Annotated in this window: 28 protein-coding genes; 19 read left to right on the top strand and 9 right to left on the bottom strand. The window is 62.0% G+C overall.

All coding sequences use genetic code 11. The features are described 5' to 3' along the window. The first annotated feature begins 14 nt into the window (after nucleotides 1-14). From CTATCC11996_RS24355 to CTATCC11996_RS24700, 10 genes are read left to right on the top strand one after another with little or no spacing between them, the layout of a single operon-like run. Complete coding sequence (locus tag CTATCC11996_RS24355; RefSeq protein WP_003081758.1) at nucleotides 15-1,208, top strand: flagellar hook protein FlgE; 1,194 nt, start codon at nucleotides 15-17, stop codon at nucleotides 1,206-1,208. Nucleotides 1,209-1,221: 13 nt separating this feature from the next. Beyond that, complete coding sequence (locus CTATCC11996_RS24350; protein WP_003081757.1) at nucleotides 1,222-1,944, top strand: flagellar basal body rod protein FlgF; 723 nt, start codon at nucleotides 1,222-1,224, stop codon at nucleotides 1,942-1,944. Nucleotides 1,945-1,999: 55 nt separating this feature from the next. Further along, nucleotides 2,000-2,785 carry a flagellar basal-body rod protein FlgG gene (gene flgG, locus CTATCC11996_RS24345; protein WP_003081756.1) on the top strand — a complete coding sequence of 262 codons (786 nt, stop codon included), beginning with the start codon at nucleotides 2,000-2,002 and terminating at the stop codon, nucleotides 2,783-2,785. Nucleotides 2,786-2,790: 5 nt separating this feature from the next. After that, nucleotides 2,791-3,453, top strand: coding sequence for a flagellar basal body L-ring protein FlgH (gene flgH, locus CTATCC11996_RS24340; protein ID WP_003081755.1), 663 nt, complete (start codon nucleotides 2,791-2,793; stop codon nucleotides 3,451-3,453). A gap of 6 nt (nucleotides 3,454-3,459) precedes the next feature. Further along, entirely contained in the window at nucleotides 3,460-4,635 is a 1,176-nt protein-coding gene (locus CTATCC11996_RS24335) for a flagellar basal body P-ring protein FlgI (protein WP_003081754.1), read from the top strand. Between the two features lie 11 nt (nucleotides 4,636-4,646). Then, nucleotides 4,647-5,015 carry a hypothetical protein gene (locus CTATCC11996_RS24330; protein ID WP_003081751.1) on the top strand — a complete coding sequence of 123 codons (369 nt, stop codon included), beginning with the start codon at nucleotides 4,647-4,649 and terminating at the stop codon, nucleotides 5,013-5,015. Beyond that, entirely contained in the window at nucleotides 5,012-6,397 is a 1,386-nt protein-coding gene (gene flgK, locus CTATCC11996_RS24325) for a flagellar hook-associated protein FlgK (RefSeq protein WP_003081748.1), read from the top strand. The genes CTATCC11996_RS24330 and flgK overlap by 4 nt, the downstream gene beginning before the upstream one ends. 40 nt (nucleotides 6,398-6,437) lie before the next feature. Further along, nucleotides 6,438-7,352 (top strand): flagellar hook-associated protein FlgL, encoded by a 915-nt coding sequence (gene flgL, locus CTATCC11996_RS24320; protein WP_003081744.1) that lies wholly within the window; start codon nucleotides 6,438-6,440, stop codon nucleotides 7,350-7,352. Next, nucleotides 7,349-8,410, top strand: coding sequence for a hypothetical protein (locus tag CTATCC11996_RS24315; protein WP_003081742.1), 1,062 nt, complete (start codon nucleotides 7,349-7,351; stop codon nucleotides 8,408-8,410). Before flgL ends, CTATCC11996_RS24315 begins: the two co-directional genes overlap by 4 nt. Before the next feature lie 31 nt (nucleotides 8,411-8,441). After that, on the top strand, nucleotides 8,442-9,197 hold the full coding sequence (locus CTATCC11996_RS24700; protein WP_050878897.1) for a PilZ domain-containing protein: 756 nt from the start codon (nucleotides 8,442-8,444) through the stop codon (nucleotides 9,195-9,197). Nucleotides 9,198-9,301: 104 nt separating this feature from the next. Here CTATCC11996_RS24700 and CTATCC11996_RS24305 read toward each other — a convergent pair whose 3' ends face one another. The 5 genes from CTATCC11996_RS24305 to CTATCC11996_RS24285 all read right to left on the bottom strand — a co-directional run bounded on the left by CTATCC11996_RS24305 (nucleotide 9,302) and on the right by CTATCC11996_RS24285 (nucleotide 13,487). Beyond that, nucleotides 9,302-10,129, bottom strand: a complete 828-nt coding sequence (locus tag CTATCC11996_RS24305; protein WP_003081738.1) for a flagellin N-terminal helical domain-containing protein — start codon at nucleotides 10,127-10,129, stop codon at nucleotides 9,302-9,304. Between the two features lie 138 nt (nucleotides 10,130-10,267). Next, entirely contained in the window at nucleotides 10,268-11,110 is an 843-nt protein-coding gene (locus CTATCC11996_RS24300; protein WP_003081736.1) for a flagellin N-terminal helical domain-containing protein, read from the bottom strand. A gap of 149 nt (nucleotides 11,111-11,259) precedes the next feature. Beyond that, a complete protein-coding gene (locus CTATCC11996_RS24295; protein WP_003081735.1) occupies nucleotides 11,260-12,057 on the bottom strand; it encodes a flagellin N-terminal helical domain-containing protein in 798 nt (265 codons plus the stop codon). Between the two features lie 153 nt (nucleotides 12,058-12,210). After that, nucleotides 12,211-12,699, bottom strand: a complete 489-nt coding sequence (locus CTATCC11996_RS24290) for a GNAT family N-acetyltransferase (RefSeq protein ID WP_003081734.1) — start codon at nucleotides 12,697-12,699, stop codon at nucleotides 12,211-12,213. 83 nt (nucleotides 12,700-12,782) lie between these two features. Beyond that, nucleotides 12,783-13,487, bottom strand: coding sequence for a cytochrome b/b6 domain-containing protein (locus CTATCC11996_RS24285; protein WP_042438639.1), 705 nt, complete (start codon nucleotides 13,485-13,487; stop codon nucleotides 12,783-12,785). A 137-nt stretch (nucleotides 13,488-13,624) separates the two neighbouring features. On the opposite strand from CTATCC11996_RS24285, the gene CTATCC11996_RS24280 reads away from it, so the two are divergent. Beyond that, nucleotides 13,625-14,071: a c-type cytochrome gene (locus CTATCC11996_RS24280; protein ID WP_003081732.1), complete on the top strand. Its 447-nt coding sequence runs from the start codon at nucleotides 13,625-13,627 to the stop codon at nucleotides 14,069-14,071. A gap of 151 nt (nucleotides 14,072-14,222) precedes the next feature. On the opposite strand, the gene CTATCC11996_RS24275 is transcribed toward CTATCC11996_RS24280, so the two are convergent. Beyond that, complete coding sequence (locus CTATCC11996_RS24275; RefSeq protein ID WP_003081729.1) at nucleotides 14,223-14,735, bottom strand: TlpA disulfide reductase family protein; 513 nt, start codon at nucleotides 14,733-14,735, stop codon at nucleotides 14,223-14,225. A 151-nt stretch (nucleotides 14,736-14,886) separates the two neighbouring features. Here CTATCC11996_RS24275 and CTATCC11996_RS24270 point away from each other — a divergent pair, with 151 nt between their 5' ends. The 5 genes from CTATCC11996_RS24270 (at nucleotide 14,887) to CTATCC11996_RS24250 (ending at nucleotide 19,314) form a co-directional block, all read left to right on the top strand. Continuing rightward, nucleotides 14,887-15,450 (top strand): hypothetical protein, encoded by a 564-nt coding sequence (locus CTATCC11996_RS24270; RefSeq protein ID WP_003081727.1) that lies wholly within the window; start codon nucleotides 14,887-14,889, stop codon nucleotides 15,448-15,450. 97 nt (nucleotides 15,451-15,547) lie between these two features. Then, complete coding sequence (locus CTATCC11996_RS24265; protein WP_003081724.1) at nucleotides 15,548-16,003, top strand: PTS sugar transporter subunit IIA; 456 nt, start codon at nucleotides 15,548-15,550, stop codon at nucleotides 16,001-16,003. Beyond that, nucleotides 15,972-16,241 carry an HPr family phosphocarrier protein gene (locus CTATCC11996_RS24260; protein ID WP_003059390.1) on the top strand — a complete coding sequence of 90 codons (270 nt, stop codon included), beginning with the start codon at nucleotides 15,972-15,974 and terminating at the stop codon, nucleotides 16,239-16,241. Before CTATCC11996_RS24265 ends, CTATCC11996_RS24260 begins: the two co-directional genes overlap by 32 nt. Before the next feature lie 205 nt (nucleotides 16,242-16,446). Continuing rightward, on the top strand, nucleotides 16,447-18,222 hold the full coding sequence (gene ptsP / locus CTATCC11996_RS24255; RefSeq protein WP_003081720.1) for a phosphoenolpyruvate--protein phosphotransferase: 1,776 nt from the start codon (nucleotides 16,447-16,449) through the stop codon (nucleotides 18,220-18,222). Nucleotides 18,223-18,264: 42 nt separating this feature from the next. Then, the gene (locus tag CTATCC11996_RS24250) at nucleotides 18,265-19,314 is read left to right on the top strand and encodes a YwqG family protein (protein WP_003081717.1); all 1,050 of its coding nucleotides are present in this window, start codon (nucleotides 18,265-18,267) and stop codon (nucleotides 19,312-19,314) included. 480 nt (nucleotides 19,315-19,794) lie between these two features. Here the strand turns inward: CTATCC11996_RS24250 and lipA are convergent, their stop codons facing one another. Genes lipA through CTATCC11996_RS24235 form a run of 3 tightly spaced genes read right to left on the bottom strand, consistent with a single transcriptional unit; the run spans nucleotide 19,795 to nucleotide 21,837 of the window. Further along, on the bottom strand, nucleotides 19,795-20,775 hold the full coding sequence (gene lipA / locus CTATCC11996_RS24245; protein ID WP_003081713.1) for a lipoyl synthase: 981 nt from the start codon (nucleotides 20,773-20,775) through the stop codon (nucleotides 19,795-19,797). Nucleotides 20,776-20,785: 10 nt separating this feature from the next. Beyond that, on the bottom strand, nucleotides 20,786-21,478 hold the full coding sequence (gene lipB, locus CTATCC11996_RS24240) for a lipoyl(octanoyl) transferase LipB (protein ID WP_034350348.1): 693 nt from the start codon (nucleotides 21,476-21,478) through the stop codon (nucleotides 20,786-20,788). Between the two features lie 41 nt (nucleotides 21,479-21,519). Beyond that, nucleotides 21,520-21,837: a YbeD family protein gene (locus tag CTATCC11996_RS24235; protein ID WP_003081700.1), complete on the bottom strand. Its 318-nt coding sequence runs from the start codon at nucleotides 21,835-21,837 to the stop codon at nucleotides 21,520-21,522. A gap of 388 nt (nucleotides 21,838-22,225) precedes the next feature. Between CTATCC11996_RS24235 and CTATCC11996_RS24230 the strand changes: the two genes are divergently transcribed. Genes CTATCC11996_RS24230 through atpE form a run of 3 tightly spaced genes read left to right on the top strand, consistent with a single transcriptional unit; the run spans nucleotide 22,226 to nucleotide 23,867 of the window. After that, nucleotides 22,226-22,693 (top strand): ATP synthase subunit I, encoded by a 468-nt coding sequence (locus tag CTATCC11996_RS24230; protein WP_003081699.1) that lies wholly within the window; start codon nucleotides 22,226-22,228, stop codon nucleotides 22,691-22,693. A gap of 13 nt (nucleotides 22,694-22,706) precedes the next feature. Further along, a complete protein-coding gene (atpB, locus tag CTATCC11996_RS24225; protein ID WP_003059377.1) occupies nucleotides 22,707-23,570 on the top strand; it encodes a F0F1 ATP synthase subunit A in 864 nt (287 codons plus the stop codon). Nucleotides 23,571-23,615: 45 nt separating this feature from the next. Beyond that, entirely contained in the window at nucleotides 23,616-23,867 is a 252-nt protein-coding gene (atpE, locus tag CTATCC11996_RS24220) for a F0F1 ATP synthase subunit C (RefSeq protein ID WP_003059376.1), read from the top strand. Nucleotides 23,868-23,900: the final 33 nt, after the last annotated feature.

Raw genomic sequence — 23,900 nt, 5'->3', positions numbered from 1 at the left:
CCAGGCCTGAATTCATGAGCTACCAGATTGCCCTGTCGGCGCTGCAAGCGATCAACTCCCAGCTCGACACGATTTCCCAGAACATTGCCAACACCGGCACCACGGGCTACAAGTCGAGCCGAACCAATTTCTCGGCCATGTACTCGAGCTCGGCGCCCAACGGCGTGCGCGCATCGTCCACGACCCAGACCCTGGACATGTCCGGCGGCCTGCTGAGCACGGGCCGCAACCTGGACGTGGCCATCGCCGGCAAGGGCTACTTCATGGTCAAGGACAGCACCGGGGTGACGAACTACACCCGCGTGGGCGTGTTCGATGTGGACAAGCAAGGCTATGTGGTGGATCACATGGGCCGCCAGGTGCAGGGTTATGCCCAGCAGCTCGGCAGCACCACGCTGGGCGCTTTGGGCGAGCTCAAGGTGCCTACGGGTCAGATTCCGGCCAAGGCCAGCAGCTCGGTGGACTTTGTCGGCAATCTGTCGGCGGACTGGGTCGCCCCCGCCGTGGCTTTTGATCCCAAGGACTCAAGCAGCTACAACAGCTCCACCGTCTCGGTGGTCTATGACTCGCTGGGCCGCCAGCACACGGTCACCCAGTATTTCGTCAAGACGGCGAACAACGAGGTGAAGGTGCACTATCAGAATGAAAACAATGCCGTGGGCACCAGCACGCTACGCTTCACCAGCGCAGGCCAGCTGGATATGACGGCTCCGCCAGCGGGGTCGGTAATCAACCCCGTGGCTCTGGCCCCGGCCGGTGCCAATCCCCTGTCGGTGGCCTTCAACTACGCCGGCACCACCCAGTTTGCCGGCGATACCGCCACCACCACCAATGCCTCGGACGGTTACGCCTCGGGCACCATGGTAAATGTGCTGGTCGCGGCCGATGGCTCGGTCAACGCGCAGTACAGCAACGGCATGGTGCAAAGTGTGGGCAAGATCGCGCTGGCCACGTTTGCCAGCGAAAGCGGTCTGGCCAATGTGGATGGCACCAGCTGGCAGGCCACGGCCAAATCCGGCACGGCCTTGATCGGTACGCCGGGTACGGGCCAGCTGGGCGAGCTGGCCAGCCAGCAGCTGGAGCAGTCGAATGTGGAAGTGGCCAACGAGCTGGTGGGTCTGATGGGCGCCCAGCGCAACTATCAGGCCAACACCAAGGTGATCAGCACGCAGAACGAAATCATGCAGTCGCTGATGCAGGTGCTATAAGGCGAGTGAGGTCATGGACAAGTTGATCTTTACTGTCATGACGGGCGCGGAGCGGGCGTTTCACGCCCAGCAGGTGCACGCCAACAATCTGGCCAATGCCGATACTGCGGGCTTTCGTGCCGACTACGAGGTCGCAGGCAGCCAGGTCGTGCCCGGCTATGGCTTTGACAGCCGTCACCAGAGCAAGGCTGCCACTGATGTGGTGGCGTTGCGCGAGGGCACGGTGCGTGAGACAGGGCGCGATCTGGATATCGCCGTGTTGGGCCAGGGTCTGATTGCCGTGGCCGACGGTGAGGGCGAGGCCTACACCCGCGCCGGTGCCATGCTGGTGGATGCTGAAGGCAATCTCTCCATCAACGGCCGCCCAGTGCTGGGCGACGGCGGCCCGGTTGTGCTGCCGCCGTTTCGCGCGGTGTCGGTGACGGCCGACGGCACGCTGTCGGTGTTGCCGGAAAACGGCACCGAGATGCAGGACGTCAACCGCCTGAAACTGGTGGATGGCACCCAGCCCATGATCAAGAACACCTCTGGCTTGCTGGTGGCGCGCGACGGCCAGGCCTTGCCGGCCAGCGAGACCGTGCGCGTGCGCGGCGGAGCGCTCGAATCGTCGAACGTGCGAGCGGTGGAGGAAATGGTGGCCGTGATGGATATCAGCCGCCAGTTCGAAATCCAGATGAAGCTCTACCAGGCCGCAGACGGCATGGCCGAGGCCGGCAACCGCCTGCTGCGCGGTTAAGACAATGCACGCCACCCCCGGCGGGTGGCACCGAACTCCAGGAAAAGACCAAACCATGAATCCCGCTTTGCTCGTCAGCAAGACCGGCCTGCAGGCCCAGGAGGCCAAGCTGCAGGTGATCGCGCACAACCTGGCCAACGTGAATACCGTGGGCTTCAAGCGCAACAGTGCTGCTTTTGAGGATCAGTTCTACGAAGTCGCGCGCCGCCCCGGCAGCAACAGTCAGGGCGACAACCGCGTGCCTGCCGGCGTGCAGCTGGGTACCGGCGTGCGCCTGGTGTCCACGCACAAGCAGTTCACCGACGGCAGCATGCAAAACACCAGCCAGCAGCTGGATGTGGCCATCGTGGGCAACGGATTTCTGCAGGTGCTGTTGTCGAATGGCGAAACCGCCTATACCCGAGCCGGTCAGCTGCAGGTGGACAATGAAGGTCGCCTCGTCAATGCCAATGGCCTGGTGGTGCAGCCGGAGATCACTTTCCCGGCAGAGACCAAATCCGTGAGCATCAGCGCCACGGGCCGGGTTTCTGCCATGGTTGGTGCCGAATCTACGCCTCAGGAGCTGGGCGCGCTGCAGCTGGCGTCGTTCGTGAATCCGGCCGGTCTGGTGGCCCAGGGCGAGAACCTGTATCTGGTCTCGCAGGCCAGCGGTGATGCCGTGCTGGGCGAACCCGGTGAAGCCGGCTTTGGAACGCTGCGCCAGTTCGCGCTGGAGAGCTCCAATGTTCAGGCCGTGGAGGAAATGGTGGACATGATCTCGGCCCAGCGCAGCTATGAGATGAACACCAAGGTGCTGTCCGCGGCCGACGACATGATGCGCAATCTGGCCCAGGCCTCATGAGGGCCATGGCTGCATGGCGCGCCGCCGCCGCGCTGCTGGCCGGCTTGGTGCTGGCCGGCTGCGCGACACGTCCGCCCGAGGTTTCGCAGTCGCCCGAGCCTGCTCCCGATTTCCTGTCCGTCCCCCAGGCCAGGCCCCAGGGGGGCGGCTTGTTCGTGCCCCATGCATCCACGGGGCTGCTGGCCGATCAGCGCGCCCACCGTGCCGGCGATGTGCTGACCGTGATGCTCGAAGAAGTGACTCAGGCCAGCAAAAAGGCTGACACCCAGACCAACAAGGGCAGCAGTGCCAGCATCGCGCCGCCCGTCTTTGGAGGCAAGAGCATCAAGGCCGATATCGGGCTGGAGGGCAGCAGCAAGTTCAAAGGTGGTGGCAGCAGCACACAGCAAAACGCGTTGACCGGCTCCATGACCGTGATCGTGCAGCAAGTCATGCCCAACGGTCTGCTCTACATCAAGGGGGACCGGGCGCTGTCGCTGAACCAGGGCGATGAGGTGCTGCGCCTGAGCGGCTATGTGCGCGCTACCGATGTCGACCTGTACAACCGCGTGTCTTCGCTGCGGGTGGCCAATGCGCGCATCAGCTATTCGGGCCACGGCGCCCTGTCCGATGCCAGCCAGGCCGGTTGGCTCACCCGTGTTTTCCAAAGCCCGCTTTTTCCTTTCTGATTCACGATGTTGTCTGCCTTCCTGATTCGCGGCCCTGGCCGCAGCGCGCTGGCCTTGCTGCTGGCCGGCACGGCCTTGCACGCTGCGGCGCAGCCCGCCCCCCGTTTCGCGCGGGCCGGGGTGGACAGCTCTGCCAAAGCCAGCATGCGTGCGTTGCGCCATCTCGTGCATGTCGAGGGCGTGCGTGAGAACCAGTTGATCGGCTACGGCCTGGTGGTGGGCCTGAATGGTTCTGGTGACAGCACCCAGGTGAAGTTTGCCGGGCAGTCGGTGAACAATATGCTCACGCAGTTTGGCGTCAAGCTTCCCGAAAAAAGCAGTACCAAGCTCAAGAACGTGGCCACGGTGATGGTGAGTGCGGTATTCCCGCCTGGCTACCGCAAAGGCCAGACCATCGACGTTACCGTGTCCTCGCTGGGCGACGCCAAGAACCTGCGTGGTGGCATGTTGCTGATGGCTCCGCTGCGCGGTGTGGACAACGAGGTCTATGCCATCGCTCAGGGCCAGCTGGTCGTGGGCGGCCTGAGTGCGGCTGGCGCCAGCGGCTCCAGCGTGACGGTGAACACCCCGACCTCGGGGCGCATTCCCAACGGCGCGACGGTGGAGCGCGAGATCCCCACGGATTTTGAAAACGGCGACACTGTGCTGCTGTCGCTGCGCCACCCCAGCTTTCGCACGGCGCGCAACATCGTGCAGACCATCAATGCGCGCTACGGCGACATCGCCACCACGCGCGACGGCACCAGCATCGAGGTGCGTGCGCCGAGCGTGCCCACACAGCGCGTGGGCTTTGTCGCCGATCTGCAGGACCTGCAGGTGGCCATGGGCCAGGAACTGCCGCGCGTGGTCTTCAACTCGCGCACCGGTACGGTGGTGATTGCCGAGGGCGTGACGGTCAAGGCCGCAGCGGTCTCGCACGGCGCGCTGCGCGTGGTGATCCGCGAGCAGTCCAATGTCAGCCAGCCCGCACCGTTCAGCCAGGGACGCACGGCGGTGACGCCCGAATCCGATGTGCTGGTCAAGGAAGGCAACGGCCAGATGTTTGAATGGCCGGCCGGCGCCAAGCTGCAGACCATCATCGACACCATCAACCGCACCGGTGCCTCGCCGGACGACATCATGTCCATCCTGCAGGCCCTGGACCAGGCTGGCGCCCTGCAGGGCGAGCTGATCGTGATCTGAGGCCTGACCACATGGATATTGCACGCACTTTGGTCCAGAAGGCCACGGGAACCAACCAAGCCCAGGAAGCCATCGCTCCTGCCGCCACGGCCCCGGACGCAGATACCGTGCAGCGCCTGACGGCGGCTGCAGTGAAGTTCGAGAGCTTTTTTGTCGCCCAGATGATGAAGCAGATGCGCCAGGCCACGGCGGCTCTTGCCGATCCCGGCAGCGCCATCAACCAACGCGTCAACGACAGCACGCTGGCGCTGGCCGAACAGGCCGTGGCCGACGGGCTGGCCGGACAGCGGGCGTTTGGCATTGCCGATGTGCTGGTGCGCCAGATGCTGCCCGCAGCACCGGCATCGACGGGCTCTGCCGCAACCAGGAAACTTTCATGAGCATGCTTTTCAACGGTCTCACGGGCGTGCAGGCCTCTCAGGTCGCCCTCAACACCGTCAGCCAGAATCTGGCCAATGCCCTGACGCCCAATTACACACGCCAGGGCGTGATGTTGACGGCCAAGGCCTCGGCCAACAGTGCGCTGGCAGCTGGCGATGGCGTGGCCGTGACTTCGCTGATCCGCTATGCCGACACCTACAAGACACAGCAGATGTGGCGCGCGGCCAGCACCCAGGGCCAGTACGAGGCGGCACAGACTTATCTGCTGCAGCTCGAGCAGGTGATGGGCGATGCCGATGGCGGCATCAATATGGCGCTGGACGGATTCTTCAGCGCCCTGAGCGCCGCCAGCGTGGAGCCCACATCCACTCCGTTGCGCCAGCAGATCATCGAGTCGGCCAAGGCTCTGGGGCAGACCGTCAACAACATCAGCCAGATCGTGGCCAATCAGGCGCTGGCCGTGCGCCAGCAGCGCAGCGTGGCTGTTGACCAGGTCAATTCGTATATCAACGAGATTGCCGCGCTCAACGACAAGATTGCACAAAGCTCGGGGGCGGGCCTGAATACCTCGTCTCTGCAGGATCAGCGTGATGCCAAGATCGACCAGCTGTCCAAGCTGGTGGGCGTGCAGAGCACGCTGCAGCCCGATGGCTCGGTCAATCTCTCGCTCAAGGGCGGCCAGCCGCTGGTAGTGGGCAATCGCGCAGCCACAGTGCAACTGGACCCCGGCTCGCAGTCGCTGAGCGTGGTTTTCGGCACCGAGACCTTCCAGCTGGGTGCCGACAACTGGGGCGGCACGCTGGGTGGCCTGGCGGCGCTGGAGCGCGATGTGCTCGCCCCCATGGATGCCTCGGTGCGCGGCCTGGCAGGGGTCGTTGCTCAGGAAGTCAATCAGGTGCTACAGGCCGGATACGGTCTTGACGGTCAGGCCGGTGGCCCGCTGTTTGTGTTTGATGCCACCTCCAGCTCGGCCCTGCTGACGGTTGACGGCGGCCTGACGCCGGAGCGCCTGGGTCTGTCGGGTGATCCTGCCAAGGTGGGCGACAGCGCCCAGCTGCAGGCGCTGATCGCCCTGCAAAGCAAGGCCGTGAACATTTATGGCGCGGGCAACACCGGCATGGTGGGCTCTTCGGTGCTGCTCGGTGACGTCTACACCCAACTGGTGGGCAAGCTGGGCATGTACAGCCAGCAAAACAACGCCTCCTACGAGACGGCCCAGACCGTGCGCAACCAGTCTGAGGCCAACTGGCGCTCCACCAGCGCGGTCAACACGGATGAAGAGGCCGTCAACCTGATGCAGTACCAGCAGATGTACCAGGCCAATATGAAGGTCATCACCGTGGCCAACGAGCTGTTCGACAGCCTGCTGCAGATGCGCTGAGGCGCGTTGCTTTCACATTCACGAATCGGGAAATCACGCCATGCGCGTCTCCAGCAACCAGTACCACATCACCGTCAACGCCTCGTTGCAGAACTCCAATGCCCAGTTGGAAAAGCTCATCGGGCAGATGGCCTCGGGCAACCGCCTGACCCGTCCCAGCGACGACCCCATCGCCCATGTGCGCATTGCGCGCCTGCAGCGCGAGGAAGCCAGCATTGCGCAGTACAAGGACAATATTGGTGCCTTGTCCAGCCGAATGACGCAAAGCGAGACCGTGCTCAGCAGCATCAACAGCGATATGCTGAGTGCACGCGACCTGTTGGTCTGGGCGCTGGACGGAGGCAATACCGCAGAAGATCTGAGCGCCATGGCCACAAGCCTGGAAGCCCTGCGTGACGGGTTGTATGCGAGTACCCTGACCAAGGACCAGGAAGGCACCTACCTGTTTTCCGGCACGCTGAGCAGGACGCCGACGCTGGGCCTGGATCAGACCGCTGCCGCCGGCAGCCGCTACAGCGCCGACGGCAACGCCGAGCAGCAGATGGTGGTGGTCGGAAACGGCATCACCCAGCCCGCAAACGTGACCCTGGGTGATGAAATGGCCGGCGTGCTCAATGCGCTGGACGCCGCCATCGGTGTCATCCGCGGTGGCAACACCACGGCCAATGATCCGGCGACGCGAGCCACGCTGCAGGCTGCCCTCGAAGGCGTGGACCAATCCATGGACCAGGTCTCCACCAAGATTTCAAAGCTCGGTGGTGCCCAGAACATCATTGCGACGCTCAACACCAATTGGAGCAATCTCAGCACGGCCAACCAGACCTCGGTGCTCGAGTATTCACAACTCAATTACTCAACTGCGGCGGTGCAGCTCAAAAGCCTGATTTCAGCCGTGGAGGCCACCCAGGCCGCCTATGGCAAGGTCAGCCAACTGAGCCTGTTTGACGCCCTGTGAGCAGCACGCGGATTGCCGGCGGGGCGCCGGCGCGTGCGGGCAGCGTGGGCGGGTCGCAGCCTGGTATAGCCGCAGCGCCGGTTGCTGCCGTCGCGGCGCAACTGCTGCCCCAGGTTCGTTACCAGAGTACCTGGCCCAAGGGCTGGATGGCTGCGGCGGTTGCGCAGCATGTGCGCGAGTTTCAGGTGCAGGTCAGCAAGGCGCAGATGACGCTGGATTTCCTGATCGCGCTGGGGCAGGCGCTGGGTCTGCTGGGACAGGCCGCTCGTCACCAGCGTAAACTGCCCTCGGAAGCCGCTCTGGCACGCATGCGCATTGCGCTGCAGCAGGTGCAGGAGCTATGGGCGCAGCGCCCCGCGCGCACGCTCGACAGTCTTGATGAATGTCTGCAGTGGTCGCCGGTGCGCTCTGCGCGCAAGCAATTCCTGCTGGCAGGCTGGAGCTGGGAGAGCCTGCAGGCCCTGAGCGCTCAGGACAAGGAGCTGGTGAGCTTTTGCCTGCTGGGGCAGGATGGTACCCATGGTGCCTGGCAGGTTAGCCAGGCGCGCTCGGCCGGTGCCAGCCGCCATGCGTTCGCCGCAGCCCTGGCACCACTGGGCATGCAACTTGGCTCCCTGGAGCAGCCGCTGCAGCTTTCGGTCGATGAGCGCTGCTGGCCCCTGGTGCAGCAGCGCTTCATGGTCAAGGGCAATGGTCAGCGTTTTCCTGCGGGCCAATGGGTGGCGCCCAAGCTGCAGTCTGTGGCTGAGGCTCTGCCAGTCGGGGGCTGGAGTGTGACGGACACTGAGCGTGCCCAGGAGCTGCAGCTCACACTGCCGGTGGTGCGCGAGAGAGTGAGTCAGGTGCTGGCTGTCGTGCAGGCCTTCCAGGTCAGCGCGGGCCTCAGCCTGCAAGACCAGGCTGCACAGACTGCGGCCATGCAGAAATTTGCCAGCGCGTTCGCCAGCGCGGCCCAGGTGCCTGCCTATGATTGGGTGCTGGCCGTGGTGCCTGCGGTGCGCGCCATCTCCCGTCGGCGCGTGGCGCGTTTGCTGCAAAGCCGTGGAGTGCTGGGGTAAAGACCGCTACCGGTCTTTGTCCATCGACAATATGGTGTCTACCAAGCTGCCACAAGCTTATGCCGTACCTGCCATGATTGATTCGTCGTACTACCGCCTGGACAGCCCGGGTGCTTTGCTGCAGGTGTTCGAGACCCTGCAGCGCCAGCAAAGCGTGATGACCTTGCGGGCTGAGGTGCACGATGCCTCCTGCCTGGACGATACCGGCGGCCGTCCCTGCGGCATGGGGCTGTTGAGCCGTATTGATGCGGACCGGCAGCAGCTGGCACTCGATGTCTCTGGCGCGCTGCAACCCCTGCCGACGCAGGTGCTGGCCGTGGCGCATTTGCCGGGGGGCATGCTTACCCAGTGGGTGATGCAGGCGCAGTGGACGCAGCAGGTTGGCGGGGGCTGGCTGCTGGAGGCGCCCTGGCCGGCACAGGTGCTGCAGCACCAGCGTCGGCGCTATCCGCGTGTGCCGCTGCCGCTGGGGCAGGACGGAGAAGCCCGCTTCATGTTTGGTCAGCGCCCTTGCGTGCTGCATGTGGAAGATCTAAGCGCTGGGGGGGTGGCCTTGCGCGGCTCGCGCAGCGAAACCGCCATGTTGTTCATGGGCCGAAAAATTCCCAAGGTGGTGCTCAATCTCGGCGATGGTGTGCAGATCCAGGTGGACCTTACGGTGCGCTCGCGCCGCAGCTACCGCTCGTTTCTGCTTGGCGAGGTAGTCGTTGTGGGCTGCAGCCTGGAAGGCCTGACTCAGGAGTTGCAGGCCACGCTGGCACGCATCATGGCCGATCGCCTGAACTAGCCGCGACAGTCTTGAAATAAGCAGATGCAAAAGCAAAAAAGCCAACCGAGAGGCTGGCTTTTTTGTGGGCCAAAGAGGCTTGCGCCTCCCGCGCGGCTGTGCAATTACTGCAGCAGCGAAGCCACCATCTGGCTCATGCTCGAGGACTGCTTGAGCATGGAAGTCGACGCTTGCATCAGCATCTGCTTGTTGGTCATGTTGGCGGTCTCGCTGGCGTAGTCCACATCCATGATGCGGCCCTTAGCGGCTTCGGTGTTCTGGATCATGTTACCCAGATTGTTGTAGACATGCTCCAGGCGGTTGGCCGCGGCACCCATGGACGAGCGTACCGTGCCCACGGCGGCAGAGGCGGTGTCTGCCAAAGCGATCACGGCGTTGCCCGCGGCAGTAATGTCACCACCTTTGAGAGCGGTGATGGCTGTGGCCAGTGCCGTCATGTCTGCCGTGGCGTTGAAGGCATAGGTTTCCGAGCCGGAGGCGCCGATCTGGAAGGTGGCGGAGGCAGCGAATGTGCCGCCGGTCAACAGGGCTTGGCCGCCGAACTTGGTGTTCGTCATGATGGAGTCGATCTCCGTCGCCAGGGCGTCGAACTCGGCGTCCATGGCGGTCTTGTCGGCAGCGCTGGAGGTCGCGGTGGCCGCTTCGGTCGCCAGGTCCTTCATGCGCATCATCATGTTGTTGACTTCGTTGAGCGCGCCTTCGGCGGTTTGCAGCATGGAGATGCCGTTTTGCGTGTTCTTCTGCGCCACCTTCATGCCGCTGGTCTGGGCGTTCAGGCGTGTGGCGATCTGCAGGCCGGCGGCGTCGTCCATGGCGGAGTTGACGCGGTAGCCCGTGCCCAGCTTGGTCATGGAGGAAGACAGGGCCTTGTTGGTCGAGGCGAGTGAATTTTGCGTGCTCAGGGAAGCGGCGTTGGTGTGCAGGCTCAGCATGGAGTGCTCCTAAAAACAGAGTCGTTGTGACAGACCGAACGCCACTGCGGCGCTCTTGTCTGTGCAAAGCGACGGCTAGGGCAAATTTCTTAAATAAAAAAACCGCCCGAAGGCGGTTTTACACAAGAGTGACGGTGCTTATTGCAGCAGCGAAGCCACCATCTGGCTCATGCTCGACGATTGCTTGAGCATGGAGGTGGAGGCTTGCATCAGCATCTGCTTGTTGGTCATGTTGGCGGTTTCGCTGGCGTAGTCCACGTCCATGATGCGGCCCTTGGCGGCCTCGGTGTTTTGCACCATGTTGCCCAGGTTGTTGTAGACATGTTCCAGGCGGTTGGCGGCGGCGCCGAAGGACGAGCGCAGGGTGCCTACGGCGGCCGAAGCGTCCTCGGCGTGCTTGAGGATAGTTGTGAAGTTTGCCGCTGCGGCGGACAGGTCGTCGCCGGCCAAGTTGCCCAGTTCCGTGGCCAGAGCACCAAGTTCGGTGGCAGCATCAAACCCGTAAGTTTCAGAGCCGGACGCGCCAATCTGGAAGTCGACCTGAGCAGCCAAGATGCCGTTGGTTCCTTCGAGCAACACTTGGCCACCAAATTTTGTGTTATCGATTATGCTGGTTATTTCATCGCTCAAGGCCTTGAACTCGGCTTGCATGGCCGTCCTGTCGGCAGCGCTGGAGGTCGCGGTGGCTGCTTCGGTCGCCAGATCCTTCATGCGGATGATCATGTTGTTGACTTCACTGAGCGCGCCTTCGGCGGTCTGCAACATGGAGATGCCGTTTTGCGTGTTCTTCTGCGCGACCTTCATCCCGCTGGTCTGCGCATTCAGGCGCGTGGCGATCTGCAGGCCGGCGGCGTCGTCCATGGCGGAGTTGACGCGAAAGCCCGTGCCCAGCTTGGTCATGGACGAAGACAGCGCCTTGTTGGTCGAGGCGAGCGAGTTTTGCGTGCTCAGGGACGCGGCGTTGGTGTGCAGGCTCAGCATGGAGTGCTCCTAGATAGCAAGTGTCACGCGACACGGAGGGGCGCCGCCATGGCGCTCTTGCAAGCTTTAGGCGGCCAGGGCCGCCGGATTCTTAAATGGCGGGCATAAAAAACCGCCCGGAGGCGGTTTTGCGTCAAACCAGGCCGTGCTTATTGCAGCAGCGAGGCGACCATCTGGCTCATGCTGCTCGACTGCTTGAGCATGGCCGAAGACGCCTGCATCAGCATCTGCTTGTTGGTCATGTTGGCGGTCTCGCTGGCGTAGTCCACGTCCATGATGCGGCCCTTGGCGGCCTCGGTGTTTTGCACCATGTTGCCCAGGTTGTTGTAGACATGTTCCAGGCGGTTGGCCGCGGCACCGAAGGACGAACGCAGGGTGCTGATGGCGGCAATGTCGGTATCCAGGGCACCCATGGCCGTTGTAGCAGTAGCGGCGTTGGTGAAAGCAACAGCCGTCTGGCTGAATGTGGTGGCGGTGAAGGCATAGGTTTCCGCACCGCTGGCACCGGTCTGGAAGGTCCAGGCCTGGTTGGCGGCCAATAAGGCGGTACCGCCAAACTTGGTGTTGGACTTGATGGAGGTGATCTCGGCCGTCAACGCGTCGTATTCGGCGGCCATGGCGGTGATGTCGTTCGCGGACGAGGTCGCGGTAGCGGCTTCCGTGGCCAGGTCCTTCATGCGGATCAGCATGTTGGAAATTTCCGAGAGCGCGCCTTCGGCGGTCTGCAGCATGGAGATGCCGTTTTGTGTGTTCTTCTGCGCCACCTTCATACCGCTGGTCTGGGCGTTCAGGCGCGTGGCGATCTGCAGGCCGGCTGCATCGTCCATGGCGGAGTTGACACGGTAGCCCGTGCCCAGCTTGGTCATGGAGGAAGACAAGGCCTTGTTGGTCGAGGCCAGGGAGTTTTGCGTGCTCAGGGAAGCGGCGTTGGTGTGCAGGCTCAGCATGGAGTGCTCCTAAAAACAGAGTCGTTATGACAGACCGAACGCCACCGTGGCGCTCTTACTCTGTACTAAGCGGCTCTGTCACGCAGCAACTTAAATCGAGGTGCAGAAAAATTACCGTGTTCTCGAGGCGCTAAAGGCGCGCGATGCGCGGCCTTAGCAGATATCGGCCTTGAGGTAGTGCGCCCCTGGCAGCGGGTTGTGATAGTAGGGGGCGATGGATTCAAAGCCCAGCTCGACATAGAGTGCGCGGGCGGCTTCCATGTCGTCGAGCGTGTCCAGCAGCACATGGTCGTACCCGGCCTGGCGTGCCTTGTCGAGCATGGCCTCTGCCAGTTGGCGCCCCAGGCCAAAGCCACGAAACGCCTTGCGCACGAACAGGCGCTTCATCTCGGCAGCATTGGGATAGTCGGAGTCATCCAGGGGGCGCAGTGCACAGCAGCCTGCAATGCTGCCGTCTACACGAGCGAGCAGAATATGCCCGCGGGGTTCGGCATAGTCGCCGGGAAGCTCGGCGAGTTCGGTTTCGAATCCTTGAAATTCCAGGTCGATGTTCAGGCTGTCCGCATACTCCTGGAAGATCTGACGCACAGCGTCCATCTCCTCGAGTGTGGGCGTCAGCAAGTCCACGGCAGGCTTGTCCACGGCAGCTAGGCAATGATGAAAGAAGGGTCAGTGTAGCGGCAAGCGCGCTGCATGGTTAAAGCAGATGCTTGCAGCGTCAGAACTCAGAAAGCAGCACTCTGCCCCAGTTGATGGACCCACCAGGAAAGAGAGCTTGCCACCACGGCCAGCAGTGCGGCCAGAGCCCGGGTACTGGCGGTGTCGCGGCTCGCAGCAACGGGTTCCTTCAGCAATTTGTCGCCCGTGACCATCGCTGGGACCAGTTTGTCGCCCTTGATGCTGTAGCCGATGAGGGCCAGAAGATGCAGTGCGACCAGTGCGTAAATCAGGTACTGGCCCCAGTGGGCGTGGTAGTCGGTGGCCTTGGAGATCAGCTCGCCGGACACAAAACGCGTCAACGGTCCGCTGAAGGCAATTTCGTCATCGCTCATCAGCCCGCTTGCGATCTGCGCTATCAGAACGATCAGCATCGCAATGACCGACAGCGAGCCCAGCGGGTTGTGGCCTGCGCGATCCTGCGTGGTCGACGCGCCACTGAGATAGCGTCTCATGGCCGCCGCGGAAGGGATGAAGCTGCCAAAGCGCGACCAGTACCCACCCACCAGGCCCCAGAGAATGCGAAAGATCAGCAAGGCCAGCACCACCTGTCCCAGCAGCAGATGCCAGTTCATGGCATTGCCGCCCATCTTGGCGGTGACCACCAGGGCCACGATGCAGATCGCCAGCAGCCAGTGAAACAGGCGGGTGGGCAGGTCCCAGATCCGAGTTCTGTGGATTTCCGTGGCGGCTTGTGTGGCGGACTCTGTCATGGCTTTTTCATGGCTGATGGACCCGGACATTGTGCCTTGGCAAGGCTGCAAGCCCAAATCGTTGCCTTTGGGTGACTCTGCCATACTGGTCAGGCAGCCGCCTGCGGCAGGCTGCGGAACCAAGAAAGGATACCCCGATGAAAGCTTTTTCCACTCTGGCATTCGCTGCTGTGGTTGCCACCGTGGCCCTGCCTGCCTCGGCCCAGTTCGCCAAGGCTGAAGATGCCATCAAATACCGCCAGAGCGCGCTGAGCGTGCTGGGCACGCATTTCAGCCGTCTGGGCGCCATGGCCAACGGCAAGATGCCCTTCGATGCCAAGAGCGCGCAGGAAAGCGCCGAGGTCGTGGCCTTCATGTCCAAGCTGCCCTGGGCCGGTTTCGGCGCCGGCACCGAAGGCGGCAAGGCCAAGCCTGAAGTGTGGAAGGAGCAGGCCAAGTTCCATGACCTGTCGGGCAAGATGGAAGCCGAAGTCGTCAAGCTCAACGCTGCCGCCAAGACCGGCAATCTGGACAATCTCAAGACGGCTTTCGGCCCGGCCGCCAATAGCTGCAAGAGCTGTCACGACAGCTTCCGCAATAAGTAAGCCAAGACTGTCCTGCATCAAGCAGACGCAAAAAAACCGGCATTGCCGGTTTTTTTATGAGCGCCTTGCGCTTGTCTGTAGCTGATTTCAGCTTTATTTCATCTTGAAATCGAACAACAGCGTGCGCTAGCAGCTATGTTTTTGAATGAGCTCAGGCGTTTGCCGGCTCGGCCAGCAGCTTCTCGATCAGCTTGTGCAGCTGCTCAAAGTCGGGGGCGCCGATATAGCTCTTCACGATCTCGCCGCGCTTGTTGACGATGAAGGTGGTGGGGGTGAGTTGTACATCGCCCCAGGCCTTGGCCACGTTGCCGGTGTTGTCCAGCGCGACCTGGAAGGGCAGCTTGCGCGATTCGACAAAGTTCACGACATAGCTGGGCGGGTCGTAGCTCATGGCCACGGCCAGGGTGTCAAAGCCCTTGCCCTGGTACTTCTGGTAGGTGCTGATGATCTCGGGCATCTCTGCCACACAGGTGGTGCAGCTGGTGGCCCAGAAGTTCACCAGCGTCACCTTGCCCTTGAGGTCGGCGGTGGTTTTCTGGCTGCCGTCCAGCAGCACAAAGGTGGATTGCGGCGCAGCGGTCTGCCCTGCGCCCGAATACACCCAGGCTCCGACGCCGATGACGGCGGCCGCCACAATGCCTGCGATCCAATGTTTGCTTGCCATAGTGATTGATTGTGCACAAATCTTCAGCACCTTGCTGATCTGTGGTTTGGTGTGTCAAACACGCCGAAAGTTCAGTTCTTACTGCTTGACCCACGGGTCAACCCTAGGCTTGCGTGACAGGCCGGGCCCATGCCGCTGCCGATAATGGGCCATGAAGAAAACCGGACTCTGGGCTGCGACGCTGCTGGTCAGCTGCGCACTGCTGGCCGCCTGCAGCCCGGCGCTCAATTGGCGCACCATCCAGCTCAAGGATGCGCCGCTGCAAGCGCTGCTGCCCTGTGATGCGCAGGCGGCCAGCCGCCCTGTCGAGCTGGGCCTGGGCCAGGTGCCGCTGTCGGTGGTGGGCTGCGAGGCCCAGGGCGCGACCTATGCGGTGTCGCATTTCGCCGTGGCCGAACCTGCTCGTGCTGCCGAGGCACTGACGTTGTGGCAGCAGGCAGTGCTGGCGCAACTGAAGTCGGCAGACGGTGCCGCCGCGAGGCTTGATGCCAGGGGCGATGGCCCGTGGGTGCCCAAGGGGGCGCTGAATCTGCCGCAGTCCCTGCGCATCACATTCGAGGGCCTGGGCCCCAGGGGGCAGAAGGTGGTGGGGCATGGCCTGTGGTTTGCTCGCCTGGAGGGCAGTGGCGCCAGGGTCTATCACGCCGTGATCTACGCCGACAAGCCCAGGTCTGCCGAGGCCGAGATGTTTTTTTCGGGCCTGCAGTTGCAATAAGCCCGCATCCAGATCATGACCCTTGCGCTTCATCCACCTCGTTGCCCTTGTTGACGGCTGCAACAGGCCATAATTTGCTATCAAGAACTGTGACTACATGACCACGCGCATTCTTTTGCTCACTCACGCTCCTCTGGCCGCTGCATTGCGCGAATGCGCGCTGCATGTGTTTGCCGATAGCGCTGACGACTTGCTGGCCCTGGACGTGCCTTCCGATGAGGCGCCCGAGGCCACGCTGGAGCGTGCCCTGGCCATGCTGGTGGCGCATGGCGGGCTGGATGCGCCGACACTGGTGCTGACCGATCTGTTTGGCGCCACCCCATGCAATGTGGCCCAGCGTCTCACGGGCCTGTTGCAGGCCAGGCTGGTGGCGGGGGTGAACCTGCCCATGCTTTTGCGCTCCATCGGCTATCGGCATGAGTCGCTGGACGCCCTGGTTTCGCGGGCCATGGTGGGCGGCAGCCAGGGGGTGATGCAGGTGGCCGGCAGTTCCCGACAAAATCAAAGCGCACGACCTTCCAATGATCAAGACCAATATCACCATCAGCAATAAACTGGGCCTGCATGCCCGTGCATCGGCCAAGCTCACCAAGCTCGCGGGCAGCTTCCCCTGCGAGGTCTGGCTGACCAAGGGGGAGCGCCGCGTCAATGCCAAGAGCATCATGGGCGTGATGATGCTGGCGGCGGGCATAGGCTCCGAGCTGGAGATGGAAACCGATGGCGCGCAGGAGCAGGAAGCCATGGATGCGCTGGTGGCCCTGATCAACGACAAGTTTGGTGAAGGCCAGTAACAGCGGCGCGGCCTGCGTCGTCGCTTGACTGCGTGCAGGCGGCGGCTGGGGCGCTGGCTCCTTTGATAGCAAGGAGCGCCTTGCTGGCAATGAGATAAAGCGTTTTTCGTGCTGCGGCGCAGAGAAGAACTGCGTTGGCTGCTGCAAAAACAAGAGCAAGAAGCAAGCAAAAAGCAATCGCGAAATTCGCGAAAGGGCATTCGCTATGACATTTGCCATCCACGGCCTGGCCGTCTCCCGAGGGATTGCCATTGGGCGCGCGGTCGTTGTGGCCTCCAGTCGCATGGAGGTGGTGCATTACTTCATTCGTCCCGATCAGGTGGAGTCGGAGATCCAGCGTGCCCGCACGGCACGCAATGCGGTGATTGACGAGCTGCGCCGGCTTCAGGAAGAAATGCCCAAGGATGCGCCTGGCGAGCTGGATGCGCTGCTCGATGTGCATCTGATGCTGCTGCAGGACCAGGCACTGGCCGAGGCCATCCGCAACTGGATCTCCGAGCGTCTGTACAACGCCGAATGGGCACTGACCACTCAGCTCGAAATCGTCTCGCGCCAGTTCGACGAGATGGACGACGAATACCTGCGCGAGCGCAAGGCCGATCTGGAGCAGGTGGTGGAACGCATTCTGCGCCACATGAAGGGCGCGGCCAGCCCGATTGCGCAGGCTGCACCGCCGCTGGCACCGACAGGCGCCACACCGGCGGCCAGCGGGCAGCAGCTGCAGCTCGAAGGCGCCACGGAAACCCCGCTGGTGCTGGTGGCGCAGGACCTGTCGCCAGCGGACATGCTGCAGTTCAAGAGCAAGGTCTTTGCCGGCTTCATCACCGCCGTGGGCGGCAAGACCAGCCACACCGCCATCGTCGCGCGCAGCATGGACATTCCGGCCGTGGTCGGTGCGCGGGCCGCAAGCCAGCTGATCCGCCAGGACGACTGGGTCATCATCGACGGCAACGAGGGCGTGGTCATCGTGGACCCCACGCCCATCATCCTGGCGGAGTACGGCTTTCGCCAGCGCCAGACCGAGCTGGAGCGAGAGCGCCTGACCCGTCTGCGCTACACGCCTTCGCTGACCATGGATGGGCAGAAGGTGGAGCTGCTGGCCAATATCGAGCAACCCAGCGACGGGGCGGCGGCCGTGCGGGCTGGCGCTGTCGGCGTGGGGTTGTTTCGTACCGAGTTCCTGTTCATGGGCCGCAGCGGTAATCTACCCGGGGAAGAAGAGCAGTACCGCGCCTATCGCGAGGCCATCGACGGCATGCAGGGCATGCCGGTCACCATCCGCACACTGGACGTGGGGGCCGACAAGCCGCTGGACAAGGCCCAGCCCAAGGACTACTACCTCAACCCCGCACTGGGCCTGCGCGCCATCCGCTGGAGTCTGGCCGACCCCGTCATGTTCCGCACCCAGCTGCGCGCCATCTTGCGCGCGGCGGCGCACGGGCAGATCAAGCTGCTGTTTCCCATGCTGGCCCATCGCAGCGAGATCGAGCAGACCCTGGCCCAGTTGCGCCAGGCACAGCATGAGCTCGATGTGCGCGGCGTCGCCTACGGGCCGGTCAAGCTGGGCGCCATGATTGAGATCCCGGCGGCCGCCCTGACGGTGCGCAGCTTTTTGCAGTATTTCGACTTCCTGTCGATCGGCACCAACGACCTGATCCAGTACACGCTGGCCATCGACCGGGCCGACGAAACCGTGGCCCATCTCTACGACCCCATGCATCCTGCCGTGCTGCGTCTGGTGGCCGAGGTGATCGCAGCGGCCAATGCCGCAGGCAAGGAAGTCTGCGTCTGCGGCGAAATGGCGGGCGATCTGAGCATGACCCGGCTGCTGCTGGGCCTGGGCCTGCGCAGCTTTTCCATGCACCCCGCGCAGATTCTGGCCGTCAAGCAGGAGGTGCTGCGTTCGGACTGCAGCAAGCTTGCACCCTGGGCCGGGGAGGTGCTGGTCAGCGAATGCCCGGCGCAGATGCTGGCCCCCTGAAGAACCCAGAGAACGGCCTCGAGGCAGGCAGAAAAGGGATGGATGAATTACGCAAATTCGCAGGAAATCGCCCGTGCGCTTGAGCCGGTGCTGGGCGATGCAGCGCTTGCGCAGCAACTGGCTGCGCAAGCCAGGGCGGCTGTGTGGCTGCAGACCACTGCGGTGGAGGATGAAGCGGAGATTGCGTCCGGCAGCACCAAATTGGGCGGCTGCCCCGACCTGCCTGCCGGTGTGGCCTGGCCCGAGCGAGGACGCTATCCGGACCATGAGCAGCGGGTGAAGCCTCATCGCGAAGACAGCGTTGCTCCCGACAGCCGCTGGCGATGGGCCAAGCCAGAACAGGCACAGAAAATTCGCGAAGAAGCGCTGCTGCATATCGAGCGTCTGGAGAACCCTTTTCCGCTGAACTTTCTCGCGCAGGTCAACTTTGCTGATGTGCATGCAACTGGTGCGGCGGATGAAGACTTTCCGCGCAGCGGAGTTCTCTCGGTCTTTTATGACGCGGTGGAATGCCCTTGGGGCTATGACCCGGCAGATAGCTGTGCGCTGGCAGTGTTGTTTCATGACGATGCAGCTGCTTTGCAGCGTCGCGCGTTACCGCAAAAACTGCGAATGCTGGGCGCAGACTGGCAGTTCAGTCCTGTGGCTTGCGAATTGCACGCTTGCAGCACGCCGTTGCCCATGGAAACCGCGCAATGGGACAGTCTGAACATTGAGCTCACTGATGCGCAGTCAGACACATTTGCGGATTGGTGGCTGGATGATCCGGGCAACGCCGCCAGCAACGATGGAGAAGATGCCTGCTGCCATCGCGTGGGTGGCTGGCCCACACCAGTGCAGGGCAATATGCAGGTGGAGTGCGCGTTAGTGGCGGCAGGGCATTACTGTGGCAGCGGCAACGCTTACTCAAACCCCCAGCTGCAGTCTGTGCGAGACACGGCCACTGACTGGGTGTTGCTGCTGCAAATTGGCAGCGACGATAAAGCGGGCATGAGCTGGGGTGACAGTGGCCAGCTTTACCTGTGGATTCGCCGGGATGATCTTCGCGCGCGCCGCTTTGATAACGCATGGATGGTTTTGCAGTGCTATTGATGGCTGCGGCGCTGCTGTACAAGCTGGTTGGCCTGTCATTCATGCGGGAAGTGAAGATGCTTGAAATTTTCTACCGACATTAATTGATATTGATTCTCATTTAATGTTAATATCCATCCCAGCTTGCAGCACAGGACTCTGGTGGGGTATCAAGTGCTGCATGGCTCAGTTTCATCGTGGGGCGACTCGTCGGGCCTGTTCAGCCTGCAGTCGTTTTTGCCAGCCAGCGGTTTGCCGGTTAGCCAGGCGTTTTTTCGATGCAAACGGTGGGTTATTCAAATTTCATAGCTTGCATCTCATGATCTGCAACGATCCTGATATGAATTGGCTATGTAAGCAATACCAGGAAAACGCACCAAGCTCCTTATTCAGGAGCTTTATTTTTTGGCAGATCCTGGGGCAGTGCAACACTGCCCGTTGCGTGCGGCCATGAAAAAAGCAGCCCTTGGGCTGCTTGTGGGTGAGCACTTTCTTCGGTGATCAGACACCGGCGGCATGTGCCTGCTGGTCGGCGTGGTAGCTGGAGCGCACCATGGCGCCCACGGCGGCGTGGGTGAAGCCCATCTTGTAGGCCTCCTGCTCGAACATCTTGAAAGTGTCGGGGTGCACATAGCGGCGCACGGGCAGGTGGCTGTTGGTGGGCGCCAGATACTGGCCGATGGTCAGCATGTCGATGTTGTGGGCGCGCATATCGCGCATCACCTGCAGGATTTCCTCGTCCGTCTCGCCCAGGCCCACCATGATGCCGCTCTTGGTCGGCACATCGGGGTGCAGTTCCTTGAACTTCTTGAGCAGGTTGAGGCTGAACTGGTAGTCGGAGCCGGGGCGCGCTTCCTTGTACAGGCGCGGCGCGGTTTCCAGATTGTGGTTCATCACATCGGGCGGAGCCGACTTGAGGATTTCCAGCGCGCGGTCATCACGGCCGCGGAAGTCGGGAACCAGGATCTCGATCTGCGTCTCGGGCGAGAGCTCGCGGATGTTCTTGATGCATTCCACAAAGTGGCCAGAGCCGCCGTCGCGCAGGTCGTCGCGGTCCACGCTGGTGATCACCACGTACTTCAGGCGCAGCGCGGCAATGGTGCGCGCCAGATTCAGCGGCTCGTTCACATCCAGCGGATCGGGGCGGCCATGGCCCACGTCGCAGAAAGGGCAGCGGCGCGTGCACTTGTCGCCCATGATCATGAAGGTGGCCGTGCCCTTGCCAAAGCATTCGCCGATATTCGGGCAACTGGCTTCTTCGCAGACCGTGTGCAGATTGTTCTTGCGCAGAATGTCCTTGATCTCGTAAAAGCGCGTGCTGGGACTGCCGGCCTTGACGCGGATCCATTCGGGCTTCTTGAGGACTTCGGCCTGCTCCACCTTGACGGGGATGCGTGCCAGCTTGGCGGCAGCCTTCTGCTTGGCCAGCGGGTTGTAGTTTGCGGCGGACTGCGCTTCGCGCACGACTTCATTGGTGCTCATGATCTTGCCTTCAGGGAGAGAGACGCGCCTTCAGCTGGCGGCCCAGCACGGCTGCGGCCTCGTCCCAGGTTGTCTGTACGCCGATTGTAGAAAGGTCCACCGTCCTCAGCCCTGCGTATCCGCAAGGGTTGATTCGCAAATAAGGTTCCAAATCCATATCGACATTGAGGGCCACTCCGTGGTAGGTGCTGTGGCGGCTGACCTTGATGCCCAGGGCGGCAATCTTGCCCAGACCCTCGAAATGCGGCTCGGGCGCCGGGCTGCCCGCTTCGCGGTGCTGCGGGCGCTGCTCCAGCATGGCGTGGCTGCGCGGGTCGTCCAGGCGCACATAGATACCGGGGGCGCCTGCCACGCGGTGGCCGGTAACGCCGAAATGATCCAGCGTGCGGATCACCGCATCTTCCAGCCGATACACATACTCTTTGACGAAGTAGCCCATGCGTTGCAGATCCAGCAGCGGATAAGCCACCACCTGGCCGGGGCCGTGATAGGTCACCTGGCCACCGCGATTGGTAGCCACCACGGGAATATCGCCGGGGTTCAGCACATTGTCGGCTTTGCCGGCCAGTCCCTGGGTGAAATGAGGTGAGTGCTCGCACACCCAGACTTCGTCCCGTGTGGCCGAGTTGCGTGTGCGCGTGAACTCCTGCATCGCGACCACCGTTGCTTCATAGCCGGTGCGCCCCAGAAAGCGCAGGTCCATGGCTTCGGGGGGCTGCAAGGCGGAAGCAATCGGGTTGTGGCTCACAGCACGACCTTCACCAGGGGGTGAGAGGTCAGTGCGCGGTAGGTATCGTCCAGCTGCTCGCGGCTGGTGGCCGTGATGGTGATGGTCACGCCCAGGTAGTTGCCGCCAGAGCTGGGGCGCAGCTCGACCGTGCTGGCATCGAAGCTGGGGTCGAATTGTTCGGCGATCTTGGTGATCTCGTGCACCAGATGCTCATTCTTGACGCCCATTACCTTGATGGGGAACTGGCTCGGATACTCGATCAGCGAATCCTTGCGCGGGTCTTCTTGCTGGCCGTTCTCGTTGGCGGCAGATGGGTTGGGCGTGTCGCTCATGAAGAGTCCTTGGCTGGAATGAAAAATTGCCGTTGGTGAAACAGCCTGTCAATGAGTAAGAAAGATTGTGCGCCACGCAGGGCAGTCCTGCGCGCGTGGGCCTAATCCAGGGTTTGGCGAGGCTTGCAAACCGGCAAAGCCCCTGGCAGGTGGCAGACAATTCAGGGTAATCAGGTATTTCAACTAGGGCACACTCGCGCCGCACCAAAGCTGAGGGAGGCAGATGTTGTCACTCGGCGACAACCCTCAGGTCTTGTCAAAGACGTTTTGCGCATGACAGTATCAACCCCTATCTAACGACGGGGGTTTTTACTTATAATCAGAGGCTTTGTAAAAAGTCTTGTCCGGCTCTTGCTTGGTCAGCGGTGTGAAAGAAAACATGACAAACATGCCCGCTGATTTTCAGGATGAGGACGAAGTCGAAGACTTCAAGCCCCTGACTGCACAAGAAGCCTCTGCATGGCGTTCGCGCTTTCCGCAGGTTTCGGTCTGGCGCATCGTCATCGTTCAGACGCTGGTCGGCGTTATCGTGGCTTTGCTGTCGTGGTTGATTACGGGGCGTGCAGCCGCAGGCTGGTCGGCAGCGTATGGAGCGCTGGCGGTCGTGTTGCCTGCAGCGCTGTTTGCAAGAGGTGTGGTTCGTCAGCGGGCGGGAGGTGCCGGGGCGGCCATGGCGGGAATTTTCGGTTGGGAGCTGGTGAAGCTGGTGCTGTGCATCGCCATGTTGGCGGCTGCACCCAAGCTGGTACCTGACCTGAGCTGGCTGGCGCTGCTGGTCGGCTTGATTGTTGTGATGAAAACGTATTGGGTTGCGCTTCTGGTGCGATCCAGTGTCCAAAAACCGATTGATATTTGAGAGAAGTTGACCGATGGCCGCAGAAGCGCACGCACCAACTGCAAGTGAATACATCGTTCACCACTTGCAACACCTCCAGAACATCAAGCAGAAGTCCATCATCGACTTCTCCGTGTTCAATCTGGATTCGATTGCCGTGAGTGTGACTCTGGGCGCTTTGTGCCTGTTCGTCCTCTGGCTGGCTGCCCGCAAGGCGACTTCCGGCGTTCCCGGTCGTTTCCAGGCTGCGGTGGAAATGCTGGTCGAGATGGTGGACAACCAGGCCAAGGCCAATATTCACAACGCTGAATCTCGCAAGTTCATCGCTCCTCTGGCACTGACCGTGTTCGTCTGGATCTTCGCGATGAACGCCATGGACATGCTGCCTGTGGATCTGCTGCCCGTGCTGTGGCAGACCGCCCAGGGCGACTCCCATGCCTACCTGCGTGTCGTGCCTACCGCCGACCTGTCCACCACTCTGGGCCTGTCGACCGGCGTGCTGGTGCTGTGCCTGATCTACTCGGTGAAGATCAAGGGCATGGGCGGCTGGGCTCACGAACTGGTGACCGCTCCATTCGGTACCTCTAAGAATCCCGTGTTTGCTGTGATCCTGGGTGTTGTGAACCTGGCCATGCAAATCATTGAATACATTGCCAAGACGGTTTCGCACGGTATGCGACTGTTCGGCAATATGTACGCTGGTGAGTTGGTGTTCTGTCTGATCGCCTTGATGGGCGGTGCGGCTGCCATGTCGCTTTCCGGTGTGTTGCTCCCCGTGGGGCACATCATTGCAGGTTCGATCTGGGCGATCTTCCACATCCTGATCATTACCCTGCAAGCCTTCATTTTCATGATGCTGACGCTGATTTACCTCGGCCAGGCACATGAAGCTCACTGAAATCCTTTCTTTCACTCAACCTTTCTTTAATCCCTAGGAGTCATCATGGAAAACGTTCTCGGTCTCGTCGCTCTGGCTTGTGGTCTGATTGTTGGTCTGGGCGCTATCGGCGCCTCGATCGGTATCGCTCTGATGGGTGGCAAGTTCCTGGAATCCTCGGCACGTCAGCCTGAGCTGATCAACGAACTGCAAACCAAGATGTTCATCTTGGCTGGTCTGATCGACGCCGCCTTCCTGATCGGTGTGGCTATCGCTCTGCTGTTCGCCTTCGCCAACCCCTTCCAACTGGTTGCCTAAGCTCCGTTCAACGCCCTAAATAGAAAGGTGTTG

It is taken from the genome of Comamonas testosteroni ATCC 11996 (assembly GCF_000241525.1).
Classification (GTDB): Bacteria; Pseudomonadota; Gammaproteobacteria; order Burkholderiales; family Burkholderiaceae_C; genus Comamonas; species Comamonas testosteroni.
Note: the sequence above shows the minus strand (reverse complement) of the source record. Positions and strands in the feature narration are given on the sequence as shown.